Source organism: Porphyromonas pogonae (assembly GCF_036320655.1).
Lineage (GTDB): Bacteria > Bacteroidota > Bacteroidia > Bacteroidales > Porphyromonadaceae > Porphyromonas > Porphyromonas pogonae.
This window is the reverse complement of sequence record NZ_CP143258.1, coordinates 1,289,786-1,314,410: the sequence shown is the minus strand read 5'-3', so window position 1 is coordinate 1,314,410 and position 24,625 is coordinate 1,289,786. Positions and strand designations below refer to the sequence as shown.

17 protein-coding genes and 6 tRNA genes are annotated in these 24,625 nt (G+C 41.1%); 17 read left to right on the top strand and 6 right to left on the bottom strand.

Annotation, left to right across the window (positions count from 1 at the left end; translation table 11 throughout):
• Positions 1-155 precede the first annotated feature (155 nt).
• The 10 genes from VYJ22_RS05060 to VYJ22_RS05015 all read left to right on the top strand — a co-directional run bounded on the left by VYJ22_RS05060 (position 156) and on the right by VYJ22_RS05015 (position 8,484).
• A complete protein-coding gene (locus VYJ22_RS05060; protein WP_329905427.1) occupies positions 156-905 on the top strand; it encodes a NigD1/NigD2 family lipoprotein in 750 nt (249 codons plus the stop codon).
• Between the two features lie 105 nt (positions 906-1,010).
• Positions 1,011-1,937: a hypothetical protein gene (locus tag VYJ22_RS05055; RefSeq protein WP_329905426.1), complete on the top strand. Its 927-nt coding sequence runs from the start codon at positions 1,011-1,013 to the stop codon at positions 1,935-1,937.
• A 200-nt stretch (positions 1,938-2,137) separates the two neighbouring features.
• Entirely contained in the window at positions 2,138-2,872 is a 735-nt protein-coding gene (locus VYJ22_RS05050; protein ID WP_329905425.1) for a NigD1/NigD2 family lipoprotein, read from the top strand.
• A 491-nt stretch (positions 2,873-3,363) separates the two neighbouring features.
• Positions 3,364-3,439: transfer RNA gene (locus VYJ22_RS05045), tRNA-Gly, on the top strand.
• 1,529 nt (positions 3,440-4,968) lie between these two features.
• Positions 4,969-5,051 (top strand) — tRNA-Leu (locus VYJ22_RS05040).
• A 45-nt stretch (positions 5,052-5,096) separates the two neighbouring features.
• Positions 5,097-5,180 (top strand) — tRNA-Leu (locus VYJ22_RS05035).
• Between the two features lie 143 nt (positions 5,181-5,323).
• A complete protein-coding gene (gene ispE / locus VYJ22_RS05030) occupies positions 5,324-6,148 on the top strand; it encodes a 4-(cytidine 5'-diphospho)-2-C-methyl-D-erythritol kinase (RefSeq protein ID WP_329905424.1) in 825 nt (274 codons plus the stop codon).
• On the top strand, positions 6,130-7,968 hold the full coding sequence (locus VYJ22_RS05025; RefSeq protein ID WP_329905423.1) for a YgiQ family radical SAM protein: 1,839 nt from the start codon (positions 6,130-6,132) through the stop codon (positions 7,966-7,968). Before ispE ends, VYJ22_RS05025 begins: the two co-directional genes overlap by 19 nt.
• Positions 7,969-8,070: 102 nt before the next feature.
• Positions 8,071-8,142, top strand: a tRNA-Arg gene (locus VYJ22_RS05020).
• A gap of 156 nt (positions 8,143-8,298) precedes the next feature.
• Entirely contained in the window at positions 8,299-8,484 is a 186-nt protein-coding gene (locus VYJ22_RS05015) for a hypothetical protein (protein ID WP_329905422.1), read from the top strand.
• A gap of 80 nt (positions 8,485-8,564) precedes the next feature.
• Here VYJ22_RS05015 and VYJ22_RS05010 read toward each other — a convergent pair whose 3' ends face one another.
• Positions 8,565-11,846 (bottom strand): S41 family peptidase, encoded by a 3,282-nt coding sequence (locus VYJ22_RS05010; RefSeq protein ID WP_329905421.1) that lies wholly within the window; start codon positions 11,844-11,846, stop codon positions 8,565-8,567.
• Between the two features lie 217 nt (positions 11,847-12,063).
• Between VYJ22_RS05010 and VYJ22_RS05005 the strand changes: the two genes are divergently transcribed.
• The 7 genes from VYJ22_RS05005 (at position 12,064) to VYJ22_RS04975 (ending at position 19,043) form a co-directional block, all read left to right on the top strand.
• The gene (locus VYJ22_RS05005; protein WP_329905420.1) at positions 12,064-12,633 is read left to right on the top strand and encodes a DUF4199 domain-containing protein; all 570 of its coding nucleotides are present in this window, start codon (positions 12,064-12,066) and stop codon (positions 12,631-12,633) included.
• A gap of 47 nt (positions 12,634-12,680) precedes the next feature.
• Positions 12,681-13,634 (top strand): glycosyltransferase family 2 protein, encoded by a 954-nt coding sequence (locus VYJ22_RS05000; protein WP_329905575.1) that lies wholly within the window; start codon positions 12,681-12,683, stop codon positions 13,632-13,634.
• Complete coding sequence (locus tag VYJ22_RS04995) at positions 13,631-14,155, top strand: nitroreductase family protein (protein WP_329905419.1); 525 nt, start codon at positions 13,631-13,633, stop codon at positions 14,153-14,155. Before VYJ22_RS05000 ends, VYJ22_RS04995 begins: the two co-directional genes overlap by 4 nt.
• Positions 14,145-15,176 (top strand): FAD:protein FMN transferase, encoded by a 1,032-nt coding sequence (locus VYJ22_RS04990; protein WP_329905418.1) that lies wholly within the window; start codon positions 14,145-14,147, stop codon positions 15,174-15,176. Before VYJ22_RS04995 ends, VYJ22_RS04990 begins: the two co-directional genes overlap by 11 nt.
• 91 nt (positions 15,177-15,267) lie before the next feature.
• A complete protein-coding gene (locus tag VYJ22_RS04985; RefSeq protein ID WP_329905417.1) occupies positions 15,268-16,938 on the top strand; it encodes an AMP-binding protein in 1,671 nt (556 codons plus the stop codon).
• 168 nt (positions 16,939-17,106) lie between these two features.
• A complete protein-coding gene (locus tag VYJ22_RS04980; protein ID WP_329905416.1) occupies positions 17,107-17,343 on the top strand; it encodes a hypothetical protein in 237 nt (78 codons plus the stop codon).
• Between the two features lie 1,568 nt (positions 17,344-18,911).
• Positions 18,912-19,043, top strand: coding sequence for a hypothetical protein (locus VYJ22_RS04975; protein WP_329905415.1), 132 nt, complete (start codon positions 18,912-18,914; stop codon positions 19,041-19,043).
• Between the two features lie 79 nt (positions 19,044-19,122).
• Here VYJ22_RS04975 and VYJ22_RS04970 read toward each other — a convergent pair whose 3' ends face one another.
• The 5 genes from VYJ22_RS04970 to feoB all read right to left on the bottom strand — a co-directional run bounded on the left by VYJ22_RS04970 (position 19,123) and on the right by feoB (position 24,471).
• Positions 19,123-21,267, bottom strand: a complete 2,145-nt coding sequence (locus tag VYJ22_RS04970; RefSeq protein ID WP_329905413.1) for a S9 family peptidase — start codon at positions 21,265-21,267, stop codon at positions 19,123-19,125.
• A gap of 163 nt (positions 21,268-21,430) precedes the next feature.
• Positions 21,431-21,504: transfer RNA gene (locus VYJ22_RS04965), tRNA-Arg, on the bottom strand.
• Between the two features lie 56 nt (positions 21,505-21,560).
• Positions 21,561-21,634 (bottom strand) — tRNA-Arg (locus VYJ22_RS04960).
• A gap of 84 nt (positions 21,635-21,718) precedes the next feature.
• Positions 21,719-21,922, bottom strand: a complete 204-nt coding sequence (locus tag VYJ22_RS04955; RefSeq protein WP_329905412.1) for a FeoB-associated Cys-rich membrane protein — start codon at positions 21,920-21,922, stop codon at positions 21,719-21,721.
• Positions 21,919-24,471, bottom strand: coding sequence for a ferrous iron transport protein B (gene feoB, locus VYJ22_RS04950; protein WP_329905411.1), 2,553 nt, complete (start codon positions 24,469-24,471; stop codon positions 21,919-21,921). The genes VYJ22_RS04955 and feoB overlap by 4 nt, the downstream gene beginning before the upstream one ends.
• Positions 24,472-24,625: the final 154 nt, after the last annotated feature.

Here is a 24,625-nt window from a genome sequence, read left to right as displayed (position 1 = left end):
TAACAACCTGCAAGTAAAATGGAACTACACGGAAAATACTGCATACTCTTTACAAGCTTTTAATCTATATTTGTAAAAACAAGCAGTAAAAAACACAGGTCAACATTTATAACATAAAAGCAATCAAATTATTCTTTCGTAAAATTATAATTTTTATGCAAAGTAAAAGAATTACATGGAGTGCATCACACTTCTTGGAAATATTACTAATCATTTTCGGTGGTATAGCTTGGACTATCCTTATGCCATCATGCAATAAAGATGAACTTGCACTCATAGGATCCGGTGAAAACCATATATTCTCCGCCATATGCACCGCAGTAAAATCCGATCTGGGTCAAATCGAATTTGTCCAAAACAATAATAATGTATTCGTACCGCAAAACACAGAGTCCAACTTACTGAGATCAGTCAATAACCATCAAAGATATATTATTGAGTTTCGTCCCGTAAAAGAGTATGAGCGCCCCAAACGCGTCACGATAGAACTTCTCAACATCTACCCTATTACCACTAAAGATATTGATATCATCGATGAAGAAAATGCGGGTCGCTTCGGTGATGATCCTATTGCTCCGGCATCAAACTATGGTAATTATGCTCCCGTGTCCGCGTCTCATGATTTTATAGATATTAAGTTTGTCACAGCCAAAACAACCGAATCCCAACTCGTATCACTCTGCTACGATCCCAAGCTTGACAATGACAGCAACTACCTTACACTAGAGTTGAGATTCAAAGCGGACTATGGAAATATTAATGGTATAGACCCCCTCAACAATTTTATCATATCTTTCAAAACCGATAAGATCAAAGAAAAGCTAAATGGCAAAAAAGGCATTAGGCTCTATACACTCAAAAAACTTGACGACAAGCAAAAAAGCTATATCCATGTAAACTTTTAATGTCCCTATTTACAGGGAAATCACGACTTTTATTGATTTTTATTTCCTTATGCAAACGATTAACTTTATTTTTGGGAATAAATTTCACAAAACTCATTGATACTCATGCTCAGAAAAAGTCCATATATCCTCCTCTTACTTATAATAACAGTACCTTTTTTTGTGGGAAGTTGCACCAAAGACGATGTTAAGACGTCGGATTTGGACAAAGCCATCAAAGAGTGGGCTACAATACATGTCACAGCACCCGGGCAGATATACTTTACCTTGGACAACAACGCCAAGATAATGCCTAAGGACACCACATTTTTCAAAAACAGATATGCTTTTCAAAATGGACAGAAGTGCTTGTTGTACTTTGAGAATCTTGAGTCCAAGACTGATGGCTTCGATAAAGATATCAAAGTAGTGGGCTTAGAATTTCTCATCACCAAAGAAGCCACACTCTTCAACTCCAAACCGGATGAAAAAGAAAGAGAATACTATCTCGACATACACCGCAAACACATCAGAGACACCTTATACAATAAAATATTTATCAGCCTGGACAAGGACCTCAAGGATGACGAAAAACGTCGCAAAGCTGATAGTATATTTCAGAAGAAACTCGATAGTATTCTCCGCATCAAGGGTGACATGTTGCTGAAAGCGATGGTGGACAGTATCAATAAGCTACGCAATGACAGCCTGGGTTATGACCGCATTATGCTCCAAAAAGAGAATGCTATCAGCAAAAGCGGATCCTCATTCATCCTCAACTTCGACGTTCCTACACCCAACTCCACTCCGGTAGTCGCATTAGTATCCCTATGTTACATTGACAGTCTTAATACAGATCCCAATTATGCCTTATTAGAACTGAAATATAATTCGCACAGCAAGCTGGACTACTCCAATATCAAAATCAACAGAGGAAGACTATGCTTCAATACGGAGAGCATCGGCGAGAAGATCAAAGGAAAGAAAGGGATAAAGATCAGAGCTTTTAAAAATTTGGAAAATGACGACAAGCAGATATATGATGTAAAATAAAGAATTCACCATCCAAAATACGTGTGCATGCAAATTAGCAGGGCTGCATGATAAAATCAGTATAATATCGATTTTGTCATGCAGCCTTCATTTTTGAGAAAGTTCTGCGAATTATAATCAATATACATGCAGTAAAAACATAAACGTATCATTTTACCAATAAAACAGAATATAGTTTAAATTTTAAAACTCACGCAACTATGAAATCATTCAAAACAACTAAGTTATTGCTGTCACTCCTGGCATGTGTGATGGCTTGGGGACTGACTTCGTGTAACGAGGACTCACCTACGTATGAGCCAACCTATTATTCTACGACAACCTTAAAGCCCCAAGTCGACAATCCCGGTAAATTCTTCTTCCTCACCGACGCCGGGAAAAAACTACTTCCTGTCAACACTACTTTTCCCGGCATAGAAAATCCACAACAAAACAAGAGATATTACATAGCTCTCAAAAAACTGGATTCTACTGCCGTAGGCTATGATGCAGTAGTAAATATTGAAAGAGGCGTAGAAATTCCTATCAAAGATGTTGTACTATTCAAAGAAGGCATGGAAGATGAGTTGGGGAAAGACAAAGTGTATATACCCAACAATGAATTTTTAGGATATACCCCTCCTATGTGGGTTACTGACAACTACATCACCATTGCATATGCTTTGATAAGCTCAGGCGATCTCAAAAATCATATTGTGAACTTGGTATACGATAAGAAATACGACACCAATGAAGGTTACGTTACTCTGCGTATGACCCACAAAGCTCTCAGCACAAGCACGGCGGATATGAGAGGTCCATTCCTTACCAGTTTCAAGACCGACCCGATTAAAGAACTTCTCAAAGGCAAAAAAGGAATTAAGATCATGGCATGGCGCTCTCCTTCATCGTCAGAAATGACTACATTTACCATAGAGCTCAAGAATAACAACTAAGCTTAGTCAGAAGAGTATACCATTGTGATTAGTGCAAATAGTTTTGAGGGTGTATCTGGGTTTTACCCATCAGATACACCCTTCCTATTTTAAATTCAACTTAAACAATACGAGACCGTTGCATAGCAGGCAAATTGCTTCGTTGCTTGCGAGATTCGCGCTTGGTCATTTACCGGAAGTAAACTCCCTGTGCACTCACTCTTAGTGCCTTGCACTTTACCCTCTCTGCCCGGTCAAAGTGTCTTTTGTCGGCTTTGCCTCCAAAATCCATGAGACTGTTGACTTTTGCAACAGTCTCAATACAGTATCAAGAGCAAAAAAGTAGTAAAATTCATTTATGGTAAGCATGGTGCTAATGTCTTATTTACAAAATCCTTATAGCATACATTCATCTGAGTCCATTATAAAATGAGATAAAAACTCTCCAAAACCGCTTGCAGAATAAAGAATAATGCATATCTTTGCATCGCAATTAAGGAAAAAGCACAATTGCGGAAGTAGCTCAGTTGGTAGAGCATAACCTTGCCAAGGTTAGGGTCGCGGGTTCGAGTCCCGTCTTCCGCTCCACTATCACACCACATGATCCATATAGATCATGTGGTGTGTTTTTTTAATTCATCAATCTATCCTGTCAATAAATCATAAATCCATAGTATATGGAACCCAAATAAACCTCGACTATGAAAACTCCGGTTGATCTAAACATTCTTAAAAACCTACCATCATCTTCAATTATCGAGGCTAAAAACGCTACAAAAACTATCATTATGTCACATTTAAACACATGATAAGCTTTGGATATATTTTCGCAAGAAACCATAAAGAGCAGCTCTTGACAACAGGTTTTTCATGTTGTATATTTGTATGGAATGAAATCAGGAAAAGTTTATAAAGAGACTGTTGCAAAAGTCAACAGTCTCATGGATTTTGGAGGCAAAGCCGACAAAAGACACTTTGACCGGGCAGAGAAGGTAAAGTGCAAGGCGCTAAGAGTGAGTGCACAGGGAGTTTACTTCAGGTAAATGACCTAGCGCGAATCTCGCAAGCAACGAAGCAATTGGCCTGCTATGCAACGGTCTCATAAAACAAGTCTCAACAGCAAAACCATGGTTCGGGGTTATAACATATTAAAAATAAGATTACCGCTGCGAATTTACTCGTATATCCTTTGAGAAAAGGGAACTTGTATCCCTCCCCCTTATGAGGGTGATATATCTTTTGCTGACTCTTGCCTACAATCTCACCCCATCCCTACCTTATCATAGCCACATCAAAATATTCATCCGCCATTTGGGATAGGTTATTCTTATATGATAGGCCTGTCGACTTATCATACAAGGCCGACAGACTTATCATATAAGGATGAAAGACCGTTGTACAAAGACAGTAATCCTATTATGATAAAATCCGTATATATAAGTAAGAAAAGATGATATCATCCTGATTAAATAAGAAAATGACCTATAAGACTTCACATTGATCAATTATTCATTTTACAGAGTAATTGTGCTGCATTGATTTATTAAGCACCTTATTGCTGGCAATTTTTACACCTGAAAAATAAATTCTTATTTGAACTTTGTACAAATAAGGCGGGTGACATAACTAAAATACAATAAAAATCCAGAGGAAAAATGAGTTATAAAAATTATTTAGTTCACTCAGATAAAACATACTATGAAAAAACTCAGACTTTTCTGCAAAATGCTTTTTTTTGACAAAATGTCAAAAAAGACACATTATGGGTGGAAACCAGGCCCGCATAATGTGCAAAGACAATACTCACATACAAAAGTCCGACTTTATTCCTGAATAAAATACTTGTATATACAGTAATGCTAATCTTGCCCGATGAATACTAAAGGAGTCTGAACAATAATGGCACGCAGACAGGCATGAAACAACAAGAATTTTACATAAAAACCAATAATAATCCTTGGGTGATATTGGATTTTAGAAAAATGTTGTATATTTGCACTCGCAAGACAAAAGATGGCTCCTCAACAATAACCATCGGAAGTCTAAAAGAAAGTAGAGCCTGCAGACTCGAAGGATAAAGCGTTATCCGAGATCGGCTCACAATGATATTTAATCAGGCCCGAGTGGCGGAATTGGTAGACGCGCTCGTTTCAGGTGCGAGTGTTCAAAAGACGTGCAGGTTCGAGTCCTGTCTCGGGCACTGACCAATTATTATTGATTAAAAAGCTTTCTAAAACATAAATTTGCGCGGGTGGTGGAATTGGTAGACACGCTACTTTGAGGGGGTAGTGCCGGTTACGGCGTGTGAGTTCAAGTCTCATCTCGCGTACTTCAAAAAATGGGTCAACGTCCTTGCGGATATTGACCCATTTTTTAATATTGAAACGAATGTAAGAAAGTTCGGGATACTATCACTCTATTCATACATACATTAGCATCATACATCAATTTTCAAATATTACAGATTCAAAGATGATCTTATTCCCCAATGCCAAGATTAATCTGGGACTATATATTACGGGTAAGAGAGCCGATGGTTATCACTTGCTCGACACTGTTTTTTATCCCATACCCTTGAAAGATATCATAGAATTTAGAGCAAACAATGAGCTCTCAGATGATACTCTCACTGTAAACGGCAACGTGGATACCGGCAAGTGTGAAGATAACTTGGTGCTGAAAGCGGTGCGTAAAATGCGAGAAGCAACACAAGTGCCATATCTGGAGATACAGCTCACCAAAGCAATACCTTCGGGAGCCGGTATGGGAGGCGGGTCTGCAGATGCGTCCTTTATGCTCAAGGGCTTGAGAGATGCTTACGCTCCACAAATCGACAATGCACAACTCAAGGAGATAGCTCTTAGTCTCGGGGCTGACTGCCCTTTTTTCATCGACAATACTCCATCGGAAGCTCAAGGCATCGGTGAAATACTTCACCCAATGCCACATTTGAATCTCAAAGGTTATTACCTGATTATAGTGAAACCCGATCTGCACATCAGTACGGCAGAGGCCTTTCACGGACTGCCCTCTATTACTCCTCCCCTACACTCTGCAGCAGAAATAGCACGCCTACCAATCGCAGAATGGAAGGGAAGGATGAGTAATGTTTTTGAAGATAGTCTCTTTCCCCAATATCCTATCTTAGGCGAATTAAAAGACATGCTATACCGACATAGAGCTGTCTACGCTTCCATGACGGGATCAGGCTCAGCATTATATGCGCTGTGCACCGAGTCCCTTTTAGATAAGATCAGTGAGGTGAACAACTGTTTTGTATGGGAGAAACAGCTGTAAAAAAAAGACAGGATCTCAATAAATGGCTACCTACCACGAAGAAAGAAATGGATCTTCGGGGTTGGGAGCAAGCAGATGTGATCCTGTTCTCGGGCGATGCTTATGTGGACCACCCATCATTTGGGGCTGCCGTAATAGGGCGATACTTGGAGTCGATGGGACTCAAAGTGGCTCTGGTACCACAGCCCAACTGGCGTGATGATCTGCGTGACTTCAAGAAGCTGGGCAAGCCCAAACTCTTCTTCGGAGTTTCACCGGGATCCATGGACTCCATGGTCAACAAGTATACTGCTCGTAAGAGACTCAGAAAAGAAGATGCTTATACTCCAGACGGACGTAATGACTTACGCCCGGAATACCCCTCAATAGTCTATACGGAAAGTCTCAAAAAAATATATCCTGACGTACCTATCATTTTGGGAGGTATCGAAGGTAGCCTGAGGAGACTGGCGCACTATGATTACTGGCAAGACAAACTAAGACCCAGCATCCTGGTAGACAGTAAAGCTGATCTGCTCATGTACGGTATGGGCGAGCTTCCCTATGCCGAACTTATACCTCGCTTATTGGCAGGAGAGGATCTCCGAGACATCAAAGATCTCAAACAAACGGTTTACCTGGCAGATACCAAAGAATTCCAAACTGCTCCAGAAGATATCATCCTGTATCCCTACGAAGAATGCCTCAAAGACAAGAAGAAACATGCTGCCAACTTCAAGCATATAGAGCAACAAAGCAATATGTATGAGGCTAAAAGGATGATACAACGCACTGGGAGCAAGTATGTAGTAGTCAATGCTCCTTTCCCGCCTATGACCCAGCATGAGATAGATGCCAGCTTTGATCTACCCTACACACGCCTGCCACATCCGAGATATCAGGGCAAAAAGATTGCTGCCTATGAAATGATCAAACATTCGATCAATATTCACCGCGGTTGCTTCGGAGGATGTGCGTTCTGTACCATAAGCGCTCACCAGGGTAAGTTCATAGCCTCACGCTCGGAAAAATCGATTCTAAAGGAGGTGGAAGAAGTAACACGCATGGATGATTTCAAGGGTTATTTATCAGACGTGGGAGGCCCTTCGGCCAATATGTACTACATGAAGGGCAAAGATCAGAACTTGTGCAAGCTATGTAAAAGGCCTTCGTGTATACACCCCGCTGTTTGCAAAAATCTCAATGCCGACCATGGACCTCTTTTGGATCTGCTACACAAAATAGACGCTCACCCCAAAATAAAGAAAAGTTTTATAGGTAGTGGAGTGAGATATGATTTACTGCTCGAGCCATATCAAGACAAACAGATCAAGAAAAACGCGCTGATGTATGCGCGTGAGCTCATTACAAGTCATGTTTCGGGACGTCTCAAAGTTGCACCCGAACATACGGGCGACCATGTACTACAGTTTATGCGCAAGCCCACATTCAAACTCTTCTACGAATTCAAAAAACTATTCGATACGGTAAACAGGGAGGAAGGGCTGAAGCAACAGCTCATACCTTATTTTATCAGTAGTCACCCCGGCTGTACGGATGAGGATATGGCAGAGCTCGCTGTACTTACAAAAAAGCTGGGATTCCATCTGGAGCAGGTGCAGGACTTTACACCGACTCCCATGACATTGGCTACGGAGATCTATTACACAGGCTACCACCCGTATACACTGGAAAAGGTATACACTGCCATAACAGAGAAACAGAAAAGCGCCCAACAACAGTTTTTCTTCTGGTACAAAGCCGATCAGCGAGAAAAAATACGCAAAGAGCTTATACGCATGCGTCGCCCCGACCTAATGAAAGGACTTTTCAGCAAATAATCTTCGCGAAAGAGCTTTGATAGCCATTGGATATGCATTCCTTTGAGCTTCTCCTCTGAAAATTCAAGAAAAAACCATATCTTTGTGCCCATCAAAAAGATTGCCCTTGTAGTTCAACGGATAGAATAGAAGTTTCCTAAACTTTAGATTCGGGTTCGATTCCCGACGAGGGTACTAACATCGCTATAAATGTGACTATTGCAACAGCCGCGGATGATATAGCGGACAGTCATCGACAAGCAAAGAGGGTAATAAACAAATTACCCTCTTTTTCATTATAGGACATAATCCGTGTCATGCTATGAGACTGTTGCAAAAGTCAACAGTCTCGTGGATTTTGGAGGCAAAGCCGACAAAAGACACTTTGACCGGGCAGAGAAGGTAAAAGTGCAAGGCGCTAAGAGTGAGTGCACTGGGAGTTTACCTCAGGTAAATGACCAAGCGCGAATCTCGCAAGCAACGAAGCAATTTGCCTGCTATGCAACGGTCTCGCTATATCTACTTACAACGCTATAATTGTAGACAAAAAAATCCACTGCCATAATCGACAGTGGATTTTTACGGAATGGGAGTTCACACTACTCTCACAAAAAGGCTTATTTCTTCTTAGCCGGCAGTTCTTTGATAAGCTCGTCTATAGCTTTCTTGAGCTGAAGATCATCACCATTGATCAAAGATTCGGGGCTATTATACACTGTGACATCAGGTAGTATCTCTTGATTCTCTTTGGGCCTGCCCTGCATGTCTACCACAGTGACCTGAGGCACACCAAATACAAGTCTGGGATTGATCTGATTTTCCCACCACACGGCAGTCATGGTACCCGGTACGGGTGTTCCTACCAATTTTCCAATCTTGAGATACTGGTAGATGCTAGGGAATCCTGAGGCATCGGAGTAGTTACCTTCGCACATAAGCACGGCAGAGGGTTTGTTCCATTTGTTGAACGGGTCACTACCAATGTACTGGCCACGGGGCTTAAACTGCTCATATTCCTTCCCACTGAGTAGAGTGGCGAGGTCATCGTGCAACCAACCACCGCCATTGAAGCGGGTATCTACTACAACAGCTTCATAATTACGATATTTGCCCAAGAGGTTTTTATATACTTCACGGAAGCTACCACTATTCATACCACGTACATGTACATAAGCGATGCGCCCTCCGGAATACTTCTCTGCTATTTCTTCACGTTTTTTGACCCAACGTTTGTACTGCAGTTCTGACTCATAACCAGAGCTGATAGGTTTCACAATCTCTTCGAACCGTTTGTTTGTTGAGGGGTCGAAGGCGGTAAGAACTACCCTCTTACCGGCTTTACCGTCGAGCAGATTAGTATATGGCTTACCGGCTTTGATGGGTTCACCATCGATCATCTCAATGATAACTCCGGGTTTAAACTTCGATTTAGCATTGGAAAGAGGACTCCCCTTCATTATCTCAATGATCTTGAGCCCATCACGTGGGAAAGACTCATCAAAGAATGCACCTAACGAAGCTGTCTGGCGTGAAGCACGGCCTCCGAAATAACGAGCACCGGTATGAGAAGCATTGAGCTCGCCCAACATTTCGGAAAGCATCTCCGCAAAGTCATAATCATTGTTGATATAAGGAAGGAATTTGCTGTAATTATCCTTGTAATATGCCCAGTCTACACCGTGCAACTTGGGATCATAGAACTTGTCCTTTACTTGTTTCCATACGTGATTAAAGATATAGATCCTTTCCTGCTCCGGCTTGTAGGCAAACTGAGCTTCGAAGGAAATAGGCTTAACAGAAGGGCCTTCGATCTTCTGTAGTGTACCTTTGGAGAGTAAGAAGAGTGTCTTCACATCTTTGTCGGAAATGAGCTGACCTTGTCCTATATTGGGTAATATAACTTTGGTGCTATACTCCTTGAAGTCGGTCATCATCAAGTCATATGTATCTTCGTATTTGGCGATAAAATACATTTTTTCACCCTTGGGATCCAATACTGCATCGGACATACTGCCGGAATTACGTGTTAGACGCAAGATACGGTATTCCCTATTGTCCAAATCAAACTCCAGCGGCTCAGATTTCTTCACATCTGCCTTTGCATCTTTGGCTTTATCATCCTTCTTCTCTTTTGATTTTTTATCCTGTTTGGCTGATTTATCTTTAGACTTGTCTTTACCGTCGTCCGTTTTGTTGTCCTTTTCTACCTTATCCATCTCCTCTTTCAGAGCAAGGTCTTCTTTACTCATGACAAATTTGTCATAAGCCTCAGCATCAAGGAACATAATATAAATATCGCTTTCAGCGCCCCAACTACCATGACTACGATAACCTGCACGGTCAGAGTGCCAAATAATGGCCTTGCCACCCAATACCCACTTGGCAGAAGTATCGGTATAGCCACTTTGGGTGAGGTTGGTTATCTTTTTACTGCCGTCGGCTTTAACCAAAGCAATATCCTTATTATTCCACCCACCGATTCCAATATAATCGGTAACAATCCATTTACTATCGGGAGACCAAGCAAAGTCCTGATCACCATCCATGTAAGAGTAATTATATTTACCTTCCATCACGGTACGGCTCTGTTTACTTGCCAGATTATATACACGAATCTCGCTACGATCTTCAAGATAAGCGACTTCTTTACCGTCAGGCGAATAAATAGGTTGGAAAGAGGGTGACTTAGTATTGGTCAGCTGTGTCTCTTTCAAGTCACGGGCATAGCAAAATGACTTGTCTTCCTTACGGCTCAACTCTGTCTGATAAATATTCCATGTGCCACCACGCTCTGCTGAATAAACTAACCCTCTACCATCAGGTCTGAAATCTACATCGCGCTCCTGTTCGGCAGTGTTAGTGATACGTTTGGTTGTACCGTATTCTACAGAAGTGACATACACATCGCCCCGAGCCACAAAAGCAATTTCCTTGCCATTGGGCGATACAGCCATAGACTCTGCTCCTGATCTCAACGTCTGGTAGTCTACATCCTTTTGGTAGTTATCGGAGATAATGCTGATATTAAGCTTGCGGGGTGCGGCACCGGGAAGCATGGTGTATATCTCTCCATTGTAACTAAAACAAAGCGTATTATTATTGTCAGCAGAAAGATATCTTACGGGATTTTTACTGAAATTGGTAAGTTGCTTTGGTGTTCCTCCCTGAATATTATTGCTATATACATTGAAGGTACCATCCTGTTCGGATAGGTAATAATAAGTCTTGCCGTCTTTTGCCCATACAGCATTCCTGTCTTCACCCTTGAAGGATGTAAGTTTGGTATGTTTATTTCTATCGAGCATCCATACGTCTCTGGCAATAGATGAAACTTGATGCTTACGCCAAGGATCCTCATAGCCTTTCTTATCGGTATAAAGAATCTTATCGCCATGGAGCGACATGTTCTCCATCAGAAACGAAGAGAATAGAGCGGGACGCGAACCATCGATCTTCACTTGGTATATCTGAGAAAACGTCCCCGGAAACTGTGAGAACTTGACATCAGGGAGAATATTTGCCTGAATAAGCAATACGGAATCAGACTTAAATACTTCGGGGATCTCGTTGGCTGAATTGAAAGTAATGCGCCGTGCAGCCCCCCCTTCACGACTTACAATATACACATCGAATCCTCCCTCACGATCACTGGCAAAAGCAATCTGCTTGCCAGAAGGAGACCACACGGGTTTGGTATCATATGCTTCTTGACTGGTAATTTGATTGGCTCTACCTCCTTGGGATGATACGGTATATATATCACCCTTGTAGGTAAAAGCAACTTCTTTGCCATCCGGAGAGATGGCTGCATTACGAAGCCATAGTGGATTACTCTGCGCATGAGCAGCAAAGCAAGCACTTACTCCGAAAAGCAAAAGAGAAATAAAAGCTTTCTTCATGTTTGATCTATTAAAGAGGTTATGTTAGGAAATTGTTTCAAAAATAATGTTTATTTCTCTGGTTATAAAACTCATGCCATCATTAATTGTAATTACACAATATCAAAAGCACCTACTATGATGCTTACTCCTCGATCCAGCACCATTAAATCACATAAAAATATCGGCGATATCATTATTTAGAATTACCTTTGAAAGCTAATAGCAACCTAAAGATATGACAGTTATAGAAGACAAGAGCAACCTATTCAAAGTAAGCGCCCGCCTGGGTTTGGTGCTGGGACTTTATTTTATACTCAAATACCTATGCATGCTCAATTTTTTCAGAGCACCTGAGTTATTAAGCCTGATATACATTTTCCTCACACTCATGGTACCGGTAATCGTGTATGTCCTTATCAAAAGATACAGAGACTCACGTCCTGCTGACCAGCCATTCGGGGTGATGCACGGTTGGCAATTCGGAGTGATGCTCTACGCCTTTGCGTCCATATTAGTAGCATTGCCTCACTATGTTTTCTACGAGTATGTGCTTCCTGCGCATATAGATCAAATCGAGATGATGGCAGAGCAATTGCTACAGAAACCTGGTATGGAAGAGATATTTAACCAAGCATTCAAAGGGCTTACTCTCACTGAGCTCATAGAAAAATCAATGTCTGTGCCTGCTGTAACCAGAGTGTTCAATGATATTTCCGACAATTTATTTTGGGGTATCATCATCAGTATTCCCATTGCATTCATGCTACGCAAGAAAGATACGAGGAAGCAAGAGACTAATATTTAATGATTACCCATGAGCATCAGTATCATACAAAAAAAGAACCGATTATGATAGATATTTCCATAGTTGTACCGTTGTATAATGAGGCTGATTCATTGCCCGAGTTGGAAGCATGGATCGAAAAAGTAATGAACGAACACGGTTTTAGCTACGAAGTTATTTTTGTAGATGATGGCAGCAAGGATAATTCATGGGAAGTGATTGAGTCTTTGAGCAAAAAGAACCCTTGCGTAAAAGCCTTGAAGTTCCGAAGAAACTATGGCAAATCGCCGGGTTTACATTGCGGATTTGATAAAGCTCAGGGTGAAGTGGTAATTACCATGGATGCTGACCTACAAGACAGCCCTGAAGAGATACCGGAATTGTACCGCATGATCAAGGAAGAGGGCTATGACCTTGTAAGCGGATGGAAAAAGAAACGCTATGACCCGATATTGAGTAAAAACCTGCCATCCAAGCTTTTTAATGCTACGGCACGCAAACTGTCAGGTATACATAATCTCCACGATTTTAATTGCGGGCTCAAAGCTTACCGTAATAAGGTAGTCAAAAGCATTGAGGTGTATAATGACATGCACCGTTACATCCCGTATTTGGCAAAAAACGCGGGATTCTCAAAGATAGGAGAAAAGGTGGTGCAACATCAAGCACGCAAATACGGCTCTTCAAAATTCGGGATAAGCCGATTCTTCAACGGTTACCTTGACCTGATGACCCTATGGTTTACCTCCAAATTCGGTCGTAAACCCATGCATTTTTTCGGTTTGGGTGGCACTATTATGTTTTTCATTGGTTTTATAGCCCTTGCCGTGATTCTATTCAATAAACTCATAGCCCTGCAAGAGCACACACCTGCTCCTCTTGTAACCGACAGACCATACTTTTACATAGCCCTCACGGCAATGATTCTGGGCACTCAACTTTTCATAACAGGATTTCTTGCCGAACTTATAAGTCGCCAAGCTACAGACAGGAATCAATATATTATAGAAAAAGAGTTATGAATTTATACCAAGAAATACTGCTCAGACGAAGATCTATCAGAGCTTTTACAGACAAGAAGATAGGTGATGAGATAGTAACATCACTACTCGAAGCGGGGCAATGTGCCCCATCGGCATGCAACAAACAGCCATGGAGATTTCTCGTTGTACAAAAGCCCAAAGGCAGAGCGCTCATTCAACAATGCTATGACAAAGAATGGTTTACTACAGCGCAACTCTACATCATTGTCATAGGAGACCATGAAGAGGCATGGTCACGTCCTTCCGGCGACTCTGTCGATATAGACACCAGCATCGCTACCACTCAGATGATGTTGCAAGCTCATGACCTGGGTTTGGCTTCTACGTGGGTATGTGCTTTCGATCAAGACCTGTGCAAAAGACTTTTTCATATCCCCGAGCATCAGGAACCCATATCCATACTTGCCGTAGGATTCCCTGATCCTGACTACACATCCAAAGCCGCATATAAAAGAAAGCCTCTTTCCGATATCGTAATTTATGAGAACTATGAAGAATAAACATCTTCACGCCGTCCTTATGCTTATTGCAGGGACATTGATTTCGCTATGCATAGCCGGTTGCGCACATTCTATAGGAGAAAGTAAAAAGTATCAGTTTGATGAAGGTGAGATATTCCACACCTATTATCATATAAAATATCGTAGCGAAACAAACTATCACAACAATCTAAAGAACGTATTCAAAGAGTTCAATCACTCACTCAATCCATTTGACAGCACAAGTATCGTCACGGCTATAAATCGAAATAAATCGATGTATACAGATTACATGTTTCGCACTGTTTATAATAGAGCTATCAACATATCTGAAGCTACACAGGGTACTTATGATGTTACCTGCTCCCCTATTATCAACTTATGGGGTTTTGGATTTGACAAAGCCTCTACCCCCACGGACAAAGCCATAGATAGCCTCAAGGTCTTCGTGGGATACAAAAAAACGCATCTCAGCGGCGACTGCTTTGTCAAAGAAGACAGTCGTATATTGCTCGACTTCTCTTCCATATCCAAAGGCTATTGCACTGACCTATTAGGCCATATGCTCAAGTCCAAAGGAATCAATGATTACATGGTAGAGCTGGGAGGTGAGATTGTATTTGAAGGAGTCAACCCAGATGGCAAACCTTGGCATATAGGCATCAACAAACCTATCGAAGACTCTACGGGCATGGTACAAGACCTGCAACTCATTGTACAGCTCAAAGGCAAAGGCGGATTAGCCACGTCAGGCAATTACCGTAACTTTCATATCATAGATGGCAAAAAAGTAGGGCATACTATAGACCCTCTGGCAGGCAGACCTATACAAACGGATATTCTTAGCGCCACGGTGATTGCAGAGGACTGCATGACAGCTGATGGACTCGCTACAGCCTTTATGGCAGCAGGATCTCAGAGAGTCAAGTCTATAGCATCGCAATTCAATAATATAGAGTATTTACTCATTATAAGTGGAGACAAAGGGGGGTATACTACTGTGATGAGTGATGGTTTTAAGAAGCTAATAGTTGAAAATTAAATTAAAAGCTATTATATTTGCACAAAAAATAAAATTATGTGCAAAGTGGCATAGGGAATAAATGCGCATAATTTGATATTAATATCAAATCATGATTGAAAAAAATTTTATATCACTCATTGAAGAGAGTATCCAACAACACTGGACGTCTTATGCTCTGACAAATTACACAGAAGGCAATTCATATACATTTGGTGATGTAGCGAAAGAAATAGCCCGCAGACATGAGATCTATGCACACGCAGGAGTACAACCAGGTGACAAGATTGCTCTTATGGGTAAAGACACTGCAGAATGGTGCATAGGCTTCCTGTCCATTGTTACGTACGGAGCTATTATCGTGCCCATACTTCAGGATTTCCCGGTCAATGACGCAGAAAGCATTATCACCCATTCGGAAGCAAAGATACTCATGGTATCAACGAATATCTGGGCTCAGATGAAAAGTGAAAATATGCCGGGGGTTACAGCCTCTATAGATATCCAGACAGGACAGACTTTGATGGACAAAACTCCGAATCAGAAACTGTCATTGGCAATATCGGAAAAAGATAAATTCTTTGCAGAGAAATATCCCAATGGGTTGAACCCCGCTGACATTAACTATCATAAAACGCCCAATAGCGAGATTGTCCTCATCAATTATACATCAGGAACCACGGGTTTCAGCAAGGGAGTAATGATAACAGGGAACAACCTTGCGGGCAATGTCACATTCGCTGTAAGCAAAAAGATCCTTCTCGAAGGAGATCCTATCATTTGCTTCTTGCCTCTTGCACACATGTACAGTTGTGCATTCAACTTCCTTCTTCCTATAGCTGCCGGAGCTCACATCTATCTTTTGGGCAAGATACCTGCTCCACACGTCCTCACTACAGCTTTCAAGAAAGTAAAACCAAAGCTTATCATCAGCGTGCCTTTGGTCATGGAAAAGATTTATCAAAAATCAATACTGCCCAAGATACAAGACAGTAAGGTCAAATTGCTACTCCAACTACCATTCTTCTCTTCCATTATAAGGAAGAAAATCAGAAAAGAACTGATGAAAGGTTTAGGGGGCGAATTCAGACAAATGATCATAGGAGGCGCACCTCTAAGCAAAGAAGTGGGTGAATTCCTTTATGACATCAATTTCCCATTTACCGTAGGCTATGGAATGACAGAGTGTGCACCTCTGATCACCTATTCATATTGGGAAGAGTGGAAGCTGGGATCATGCGGCAAAGCCCTCCCCGGCATCATGGAGGTAAGGATCAACTATGAAGAGAATACCACCAGCATGAAAGACGTGGGTGAAATACAAGTAAGAGGAGAAAATGTCTGCTTGGGTTACTTCAAGAATCCGGAACAAACAGCCAACCTGTTTACAGACGACGGCTGGATGAAAACAGGTGATTTGGGATATGTGGATGCTCAGGGCTACCTCTTTATCAAAGGGCGCTCCAAAACAATGCTCCTTGGAGCCAATGGGCAGAATATATATCCGGAAGAGATAGAATCTAAAATCAACAACAACGCTTTTATCTTAGAAAATGTAGTGGTCTCGCGCAATGGTAAACTCACAGCGATCATTGTACCTGATCAGAAAGCCATCATGGAAGCAGGACTCACGATGGAGCAAGCATGGGATGAGATAGAGCGTTTTAGAGCACATTTGAATGAGCAGCTGGGGTCATACGAGAAGATTATACGCTTCGAAAGACGTGATGTTGAGTTCGAAAAAACGCCCAAACAAAGCATAAAAAGATTTCTCTATAATTGACCGATTACGTCCTTAAAGCAGGCTATTAAAGCAAAGTACTGGACAAGATTGGCTTAAAAAAAGCGAGTTAAGAAAAAAAATTATGATTATTGTGATATAATATTCAAAAAACATTTATCTTTGCAACGCTATAAAAGAGAATTCTATCACTAAACTTATTTAAAAAAAATGAAGAAATTCGTTGCTCTTGCTGCTGTATTAGTAGCTGCTACTTTCGTTTCTTGTAACAACAAGAACCAATCTGAGCAAACTGCAGACTCAGTTGACACAACTACAGTTGTTGTTGAAACTCCTTCTAGTGAAGCAGTAGAAGCTGCTGCTGATACTTTGGCTAACAAAGCTGATGCAGCATCAGATTCAATCGCAAAAGCTGCAGAAGAAGTAAAAGACGCTGTTAAGAAGTAATTTTACTTTTACCAACCGGTAATTAATTTTACCCGGACCGTACAGTATAAAGCCCTCGTCTTTAAGAGATGAGGGCTTTTTATTTTGACAGACATATAAGAGTGCGCAATAAGCTATTTCTTTTTCTGCTTTGTCCAATAGGATACTTTTCAGAAGTCTAAAGATTGGTAAAATGAGACACTGTTGCAAAAGTCAACAGCCTCATGGATTTTGGAGGCAAAGCCGACAAAAGACACTTTGACCGGGCAGAGAAGGTAAAGTGCAAGGCGCTAAGAATGAGTGCACAGGGAGTTCACTTCAGGTAAATGACCAAGCGCGAATCTCGCAAGCAACGAAGCAATTGGCCTGCTATGCAACGGTCTCAAAATCTACAAAGCAAGCCATCAATACAAGATCACTTTCTTTCCCTTTGAGCCACGATGGGAGTATCTACTACAGTTTTTTGATAAGCTTACTCTCCCAAGCGATTTATAGTTACAACAAGGAAAGGCTACTTACATTTTGTCAGCTTAAATGGGCTGTATGCGCGCATGATGATTTTCCGAATTTAACCACCACTACAAACAAACTGTAAGCACTTGACAAAGGCTTATCAAAGTATTATCTTTGTATCAGATGCTCTTTACACCCCATATACTGTCTCAATCTATACCTCCTGAAATGAACTGCACTCTAACGAATATATTATTATCTGTACCCCCGGTAGATACGACTCCTTTTTGCTTTAAAATGCCTACTTTTCGCATACATTTGAGTCTCAAATACCCCTACTCTATCAACCTCACAGCTCCCTCATTTCTGAGATGAAAAACAAACTATCGCATCAAGCCAATCATCCCATCACACACGGTCGACTGACCTATCGTATTAAGCCAATCATGCTATCATACACGGTCGACTGACCTATCGTATTAAGCCAATCATGCTATCATACACGGTCGACTGACCTATCGTATCAAGCCAATCATCCTATCATACACGGTCGACTGACCTATCATATCAAGTCAAGCATCCTATCGTACACGGTCGACTGACCTATCGTATCAAGTCAAGCATCCTATCGTACACGGTCAACTGACTTATCGTATCAGAATTTACTTCATAAAAACAGTATCAGTAGGGGCAATCATCGAGTATAGAAAGTACAACATACCAGGCTAATATATTTCAATTATTCATGATCATATCACGAATGAGAGATTTGATTTAATAAGCCCCCAAATACAACGTCAAAAACTCTATGGGTTCAACTATTTTACCTCATTTACGAGCAAATTACCCCAATGTCTTAACTAAAATACAGCCAATCGGATGGAAATACTGTACTTACCGAAGATGTTTAGTTTATTAGGGACTAAGTACCTAACACCCATCCGGCGGCGATGATATAGAAAGCTCAAATTTGACAAAATGTCAAAAAAGCCTTATATACCTAAAAAGAAACTGTTGCAAAAGTCAACAGTCTTGTGGATTTTGGAGGCAAAGCCGACAAAAGACACTTTGACCGGGCAGAGAGGGTAAAGTGCAAGGCGCTAAGAGTGAGTGCACAGGGAGTTTACTTCAGGTAAATGACCAAGCGCGAATCTCGCAAGCAACGAAGCAATTGGCCTGCTATACAACGGTCTCAAAAAAATATAAGACGTAACGAAAGCTATGAGTATCCAACTCTTTTAGATTTCAAAAACTGTCTTAGCGAATAAGATCCCATAGGGATAAACATACAAAGAAGCCCCCGACAGGTAATTACTGCCGAGGGCTTATAAATGGTGTTAGTATGGATTACTTATTGATACCCACTCTATTGAGAATGAAAGCATATTCAAAAGCTATATCCTTGATACTATCATAACGCCCTGTAGCACCACCATGACCCGAATCCATATTCATATGTAACAATAAGATATTGTTATCGGTCTTCATTGTGCGCAATTTAGCCACGTATTTAGTAGGCTCGTGGAATAACACTTGAGAGTCATTGAGCCCCCCTGTCACTAACATGTTAGGATAGTTTTGCTTCTTGATGTTATCATAAGGAGAGTAAGAGTACATATAATTGAAGTATTCCTCTTCATTAGGATTTCCCCACTCCTCATATTCACCTGTAGTGAGGGGTAGCGTATCATCAAGCATAGTATTGATCACATCTACAAAAGGAACCTGAGCAACTATAGTTTGATAGAGGTCAGGACGCATGTTTGCTATAGCACCCATAAGCAAACCACCGGCACTTCCTCCCATAGCAGCCAATTTGGGGGCTGAGGTATATTTATCGGCAATCAGCTTCTCACTACAAGCTATAAAGTCATTGAAGGTATTCATTTTATGAAGCAATTTACCATCTTCATACCACTGTTCACCCATATCACTACCACCTCGGATCTGAGCTATAGCGTATACAAAGCCCCTATCTACAAGGCTGAATATGGAAAGATTGAAGTCTGCATCAGATGTACTACCATAACTTCCGTATGAATATATAAGAGCGGGATTGGAACCATCCTTCTTGAGGCTTTTCTTATACAAAACAGCCATGGGTACTGACACACCATCCTTTGCTTTGGCCCATACTCGCTCTACAACGTAGTCATCAGGATTGAATCCAGAAGAAACTTCTTGTTGCTTGAGCTTCTCCGTTTTAGCTGTAGCCATGTCATATTCATACAAAGTTACAGGCCTGTTGAGCGAGGAGTAAGAATAGCGTATTTTGGTAGCATCGTACTCAGGATTGCCCCCCACTGATACACTGTAAACGGGTTCGGGGAACTCGATCATATTGATGTCTTTACCGGCAACATCTCTGATTTTTATCTGCGTAAGGCCATCTTTACGTAGCTCAATGGCAACAAAATCCTTGTAAACATCCAAACCATCTATTCTGGTATTTTTGTCATGAGGCATGTAGAGCGTCCAGTTGTCTTTCTTTTCGTATCCGGTCAATGGTGCGGTATAGATCATACCATTGAGGTTGGTTTTGTCTTTATAATAAATAAAGAATTTATCATGATGAACAGACACGGAGTAAGTCACATCCTGTACTCGAGGCATAAATATTTTGAAGTTGTCCGTAGGTTTGTCGGCACTTACAAAACGCTCTTCGGATGTGGTACTGCTGGATGAAGAGATAAAAATGTGCTTCTTGAGTTTGTCACGGGAGACACTGCATGAAAATTTAGGGTCTTTTTCCTCAAAGACCAATACAGGATTCGGATCCGACAGCTTTTGTCTGAATATTTTATTGGAGCGCAATGACTCATCTATGGTACTATAGAAAAGCGTCTCATTATCATTGGCCCAAACACATGAAGTGGCTCCCTTAACGGTAAAACCTATTTCTTTATTGGTGTTAAGATCTTTGATCTTAAGCATAAACTCAGCAAACGAACCACTTTCATTATAAAAATAAGCAACCTTACTATTGTCCGGGCTTACCGAGTAACCCCTGAAAATAAAGGCACTCTTTCCTTTGCCAAGCTCATTGACATCGAATATTATCTCTTCGGGAGCAGTGAGTGCACCTTTCTTGCGGCAATAAGTCTTGTATTGCTTGCCCTTGGTGGTGCGGGTATAGTAATAATATCCGTTACTGTAAACAGGATAGCTCTCATCATCTTCTTTGATGCGACCAAGTATCTCATCATAGATATCCTTTTGTAGGTCTTTGGTCGATGCCATCACAGTATCAGTATACTTGTTTTCTTCCTTTATGTAAGAAATTACATCTGGATTTTCCTTATTTTTCATCCAAAAATAAGGGTCGATACGTTGTTTGCCAAAATTGACAAACGTATCGGGTTGCACTTTGGCAACCGGCGGATTAATAAAATCAGACTGTTTCAATATTTTCAATTCTTTTTTTGATGTATTGCACGACGAAATAAGCAGTATAGCACCCAATACAGCAATAATGGATCTTTTTTGTTTCATAAGCGTTGGTTATTAAATGGTTCTTTATAACATATTAGTTGGTGAAAGTTTTGGTGAAAGTTAAGAAAAGTATTGTTATTGTCCTACATAAAACGGCGATTGCATTATGAGTACATAAACAAAAGAGGGTATGTCTTTTGTGACACACCCTCCCACTTGATTGTGACCGCGACAGGATTCAAACCTGTAACCGGCTGATCCGTAGTCAGCTACTCTATTCAGTTGAGCTACGCGGCCAATCATATTTTGAAATGAAGAACAATGAAAAAGGATCATCTGAAAGTCAGATAAAGTGACCGCGACAGGATTCAAACCTGTAACCGGCTGATCCGTAGTCAGCTACTCTATTCAGTTGAGCTACGCGGCCTTTTGTTCATCATTTCGGTTGCAAAGGTATGTTTTTTATTTGTAATTACAAGGGGTTTATAATAATATTTTTAAGCTTAATGTATTACTTATTCTTCTTTTTATTCATTATTAAACTTTTATAAGTATCATCTTTTTTCTTCTTGGGCGGTGCGGACAAATCGCAACCACTACATCCTCCGCCACAAGTGCCATCTTTGCCGGAGGAAAAAAGGCGAATAATGGATCGTATCAGGAAATACAGAGCCACAAGGCCTATAATAATAACTATTATATATTGTATACTCATGAAAATATCGGAAGATTACCTATTTGATAAACTATAAAACATATCAGCCATGCCAAAGAGCATGAATACACTGCAGAGAACACACTCCACTTCCAACTGCCGGACTCTTTCCCAATAGCGATAATAGTAGCAATACAAGGGAAATATATGAGCACAAATATCATGAAATTATAAGCAATGAGAGGTGAGAAAGAGAGGCTACCGTCAGGTTGCTTGTCATTCTTGATTCTTTCGCTCAGGTGTTCAGTAGCTTCAGAGGAATCATCGGCATCCCCGGTGTATATAACCCCCAAAGTACTTACAACAACTTCTTTTGCAGCCAAACCGGAAAGAAGGCTGATACCCATTTTCCAATCAAAACCCAAGGGTCTAATTATAGGTTCAGTAAATTGCCCTATCCGTCCAATATACGAATTTTCCTGCTGAACCGTATGTTGCAGATGTACTAAGCTATCCTGTATTGCTAATTTTTGATCAGGTAATATGTTTTTGTCCGCAGCTACCAATGCAATCTTATTTTGCACTTCCTGCTCCTTCGCTGTGTTATTGGGGAAATATCCCAAAAACCAGATTACGATAGATGCCAGCAAGATTACGGATCCCATTTTTTGGAGATACTGCTTGGCTCTCGTCCACATATGGATAAGTACTGAGCGGGTTGTGGGAATACGATAAGGAGGCAATTCCATTACGAATGGGACATCCTCTCCTTTGAAATATGTGCTCTTGAGACCTTTTGCAGAAATCACCGCAAGTAAAATCCCAAACATGTAAAGACTAAACAAAACAAGCCCTGCAGAGTTTGGGAAAAAGGCTCCTGCAAGCAAAAGATAAACCGGCAAACGAGCCGAACAGCTCATAAAAGGCAGGATGAGCATCGTTATCATACGACTCTTACGACTTTCTATGGTACGTGTAGACATGATTGCCGGAACATTGCAACCAAAGCCCATTACAAGTGGAATAAATGATTTGCCGTGCAGGCCCATTTTATGCATTACCTTATCCATAATAAAGGCTGCACGAGACATATACCCGGAATCCTCCATCAAGGATATGAAAAGGTACAAAATAAGGATATTGGGCAAGAAGACCAAAACACCTCCTACACCTCCTATAACTCCTTGTATAAGCAAGTCCTTGAGAGGCCCGTCACTCATGGCATTTCCAAGTAATCCACCCAAGAGCCCCACAAGGTTTTCCAGCCAATCCATAGGATATGCTCCCAAAACAAATGTACACTCGAACATCAATAGCATGATGGCAAGAAAAAAAGGAAATCCCCAAATATGATGGGTTACAATGTGATCTATCTTGTCCGTTACACTCTCCAGGTGTACTCTTGCAGGTGTATAAGTCTCCCTGAGTGCTCCGGAGATAAATCCGTATCTCTGATCGGTCATAATAGTCTCTACATCATCCTCATGACGTAGCTTCTCATTGAGTACTTTGAGCAAATAGTCTCTGTAAGATATAAGATATGCCCCTTTGGTAAAGTGATTCATCAGATATTTCTCAATCTCCTTGTCCTGCTCCATCAGTTTAACGGCGACATAGCGTGAAGGCAATTTCAACGAAACTTGCAACTGCTCGGAAATCTTACGTGACAAATCTTCTATAACGGGCTCAATAAGACTTCCATAATTGATCTGTATGGGTCTAATCTTTCCTTTTACGGGATGCAGATATTCCTCAGATCCTACCTTGAGGCCTTCATAAACATCGATAACTTCATTGAAGAGAGCCTGAAGTCCCAAGCCATTACGGCAAACCGTGGGAATCATGGGTATACCCAACAATTGGGCTAAAGCAGGATAATCAAAACGTTCTTTGCGTTTGCTAAACTCATCGAACATATTAAGCGCCATCACCATAGGCAGCCCCATCTCTTTCACTTGCATTGTGAGATAAAGGTTTCTCTCAAGATTGCAAGTATCCACCACATTGAGTACAATATCCGGCCTTGTCTCTGCACTGAGATAATCACGGATGTATAGCTCTTCGGGGCTATATGGTGACAAAGAATAAGTCCCCGGCAAGTCAATTAGCTCTATACGGTAGCCTGCATGATTGATATAGCCACTCTTTGCTTCTACAGTGACACCACTGTAATTACCGACATGCTCATGCGCACCGCTTGCTTGGTTGAAAAGCGAGGTTTTGCCGCAATTAGGATTTCCTATAAGGGCTACCCTTATAGTACCCTTGGTACGGGATGAATGATGAGAGGAAAGAAACTCAAGATCGGAAAGTACGGGAGATGACTCTTCTGTAGCGTATGACGAAGGCGAGGGTAAGTGTGTATGACTATCCTTGGCAGTATCTTCTATCTTCCTCACTTCTATCAGTGCGGCATCCTCACGCCTCAATGATACATTATAGTCCAAAATCCTGTAATATATAGGATCTTTCAGGGGAGCGCTCTGTATTACCGAGACTTCTTTGCCCTGAACAAACCCCATCTCCAAGATGCGCTTACGAAAAAGCCCTTTACCTCCAACTTTTTCTATGACAGCCTTCTCTCCGGTCTTAAGCTCTGATAGTTTCATATAACAAATATACTAAGAGTATGAATGGCAAATCTGCAAGATGTCCCAATTACCTACATATAGGTATATAAAAGAAATCTATCAGTAAAAATTTGTTTTTTATACTTTTTATAAACATCTTGATGAAAACGTATTATAAACAATCAAGACCTCA

What these genes read in the sequence shown, in the direction of transcription:
- VYJ22_RS05055 (WP_329905426.1), top strand. Translation starts at nt 1,011, where the DNA reads ATGCTCAGAAAAAGTCCATATATCCTCCTCTTACTTATAATAACAGTA.
- feoB (WP_329905411.1), bottom strand. Translation starts at nt 24,471, where the DNA reads ATGAAACTATCAGAGCTTAAGACCGGAGAGAAGGCTGTCATAGAAAAA.
- VYJ22_RS05050 (WP_329905425.1), top strand. Translation starts at nt 2,138, where the DNA reads ATGAAATCATTCAAAACAACTAAGTTATTGCTGTCACTCCTGGCATGT.
- VYJ22_RS04955 (WP_329905412.1), bottom strand. Translation starts at nt 21,922, where the DNA reads ATGAGTATACAATATATAATAGTTATTATTATAGGCCTTGTGGCTCTG.
- VYJ22_RS04970 (WP_329905413.1), bottom strand. Translation starts at nt 21,267, where the DNA reads ATGAAACAAAAAAGATCCATTATTGCTGTATTGGGTGCTATACTGCTT.
- VYJ22_RS05025 (WP_329905423.1), top strand. Translation starts at nt 6,130, where the DNA reads ATGGGAGAAACAGCTGTAAAAAAAAGACAGGATCTCAATAAATGGCTA.
- VYJ22_RS05005 (WP_329905420.1), top strand. Translation starts at nt 12,064, where the DNA reads ATGACAGTTATAGAAGACAAGAGCAACCTATTCAAAGTAAGCGCCCGC.
- VYJ22_RS05060 (WP_329905427.1), top strand. Translation starts at nt 156, where the DNA reads ATGCAAAGTAAAAGAATTACATGGAGTGCATCACACTTCTTGGAAATA.
- VYJ22_RS04990 (WP_329905418.1), top strand. Translation starts at nt 14,145, where the DNA reads ATGAAGAATAAACATCTTCACGCCGTCCTTATGCTTATTGCAGGGACA.
- VYJ22_RS04975 (WP_329905415.1), top strand. Translation starts at nt 18,912, where the DNA reads ATGACCAAGCGCGAATCTCGCAAGCAACGAAGCAATTGGCCTGCTATA.
- VYJ22_RS04980 (WP_329905416.1), top strand. Translation starts at nt 17,107, where the DNA reads ATGAAGAAATTCGTTGCTCTTGCTGCTGTATTAGTAGCTGCTACTTTC.
- VYJ22_RS04995 (WP_329905419.1), top strand. Translation starts at nt 13,631, where the DNA reads ATGAATTTATACCAAGAAATACTGCTCAGACGAAGATCTATCAGAGCT.
- ispE (WP_329905424.1), top strand. Translation starts at nt 5,324, where the DNA reads ATGATCTTATTCCCCAATGCCAAGATTAATCTGGGACTATATATTACG.
- VYJ22_RS04985 (WP_329905417.1), top strand. Translation starts at nt 15,268, where the DNA reads ATGATTGAAAAAAATTTTATATCACTCATTGAAGAGAGTATCCAACAA.
- VYJ22_RS05010 (WP_329905421.1), bottom strand. Translation starts at nt 11,846, where the DNA reads ATGAAGAAAGCTTTTATTTCTCTTTTGCTTTTCGGAGTAAGTGCTTGC.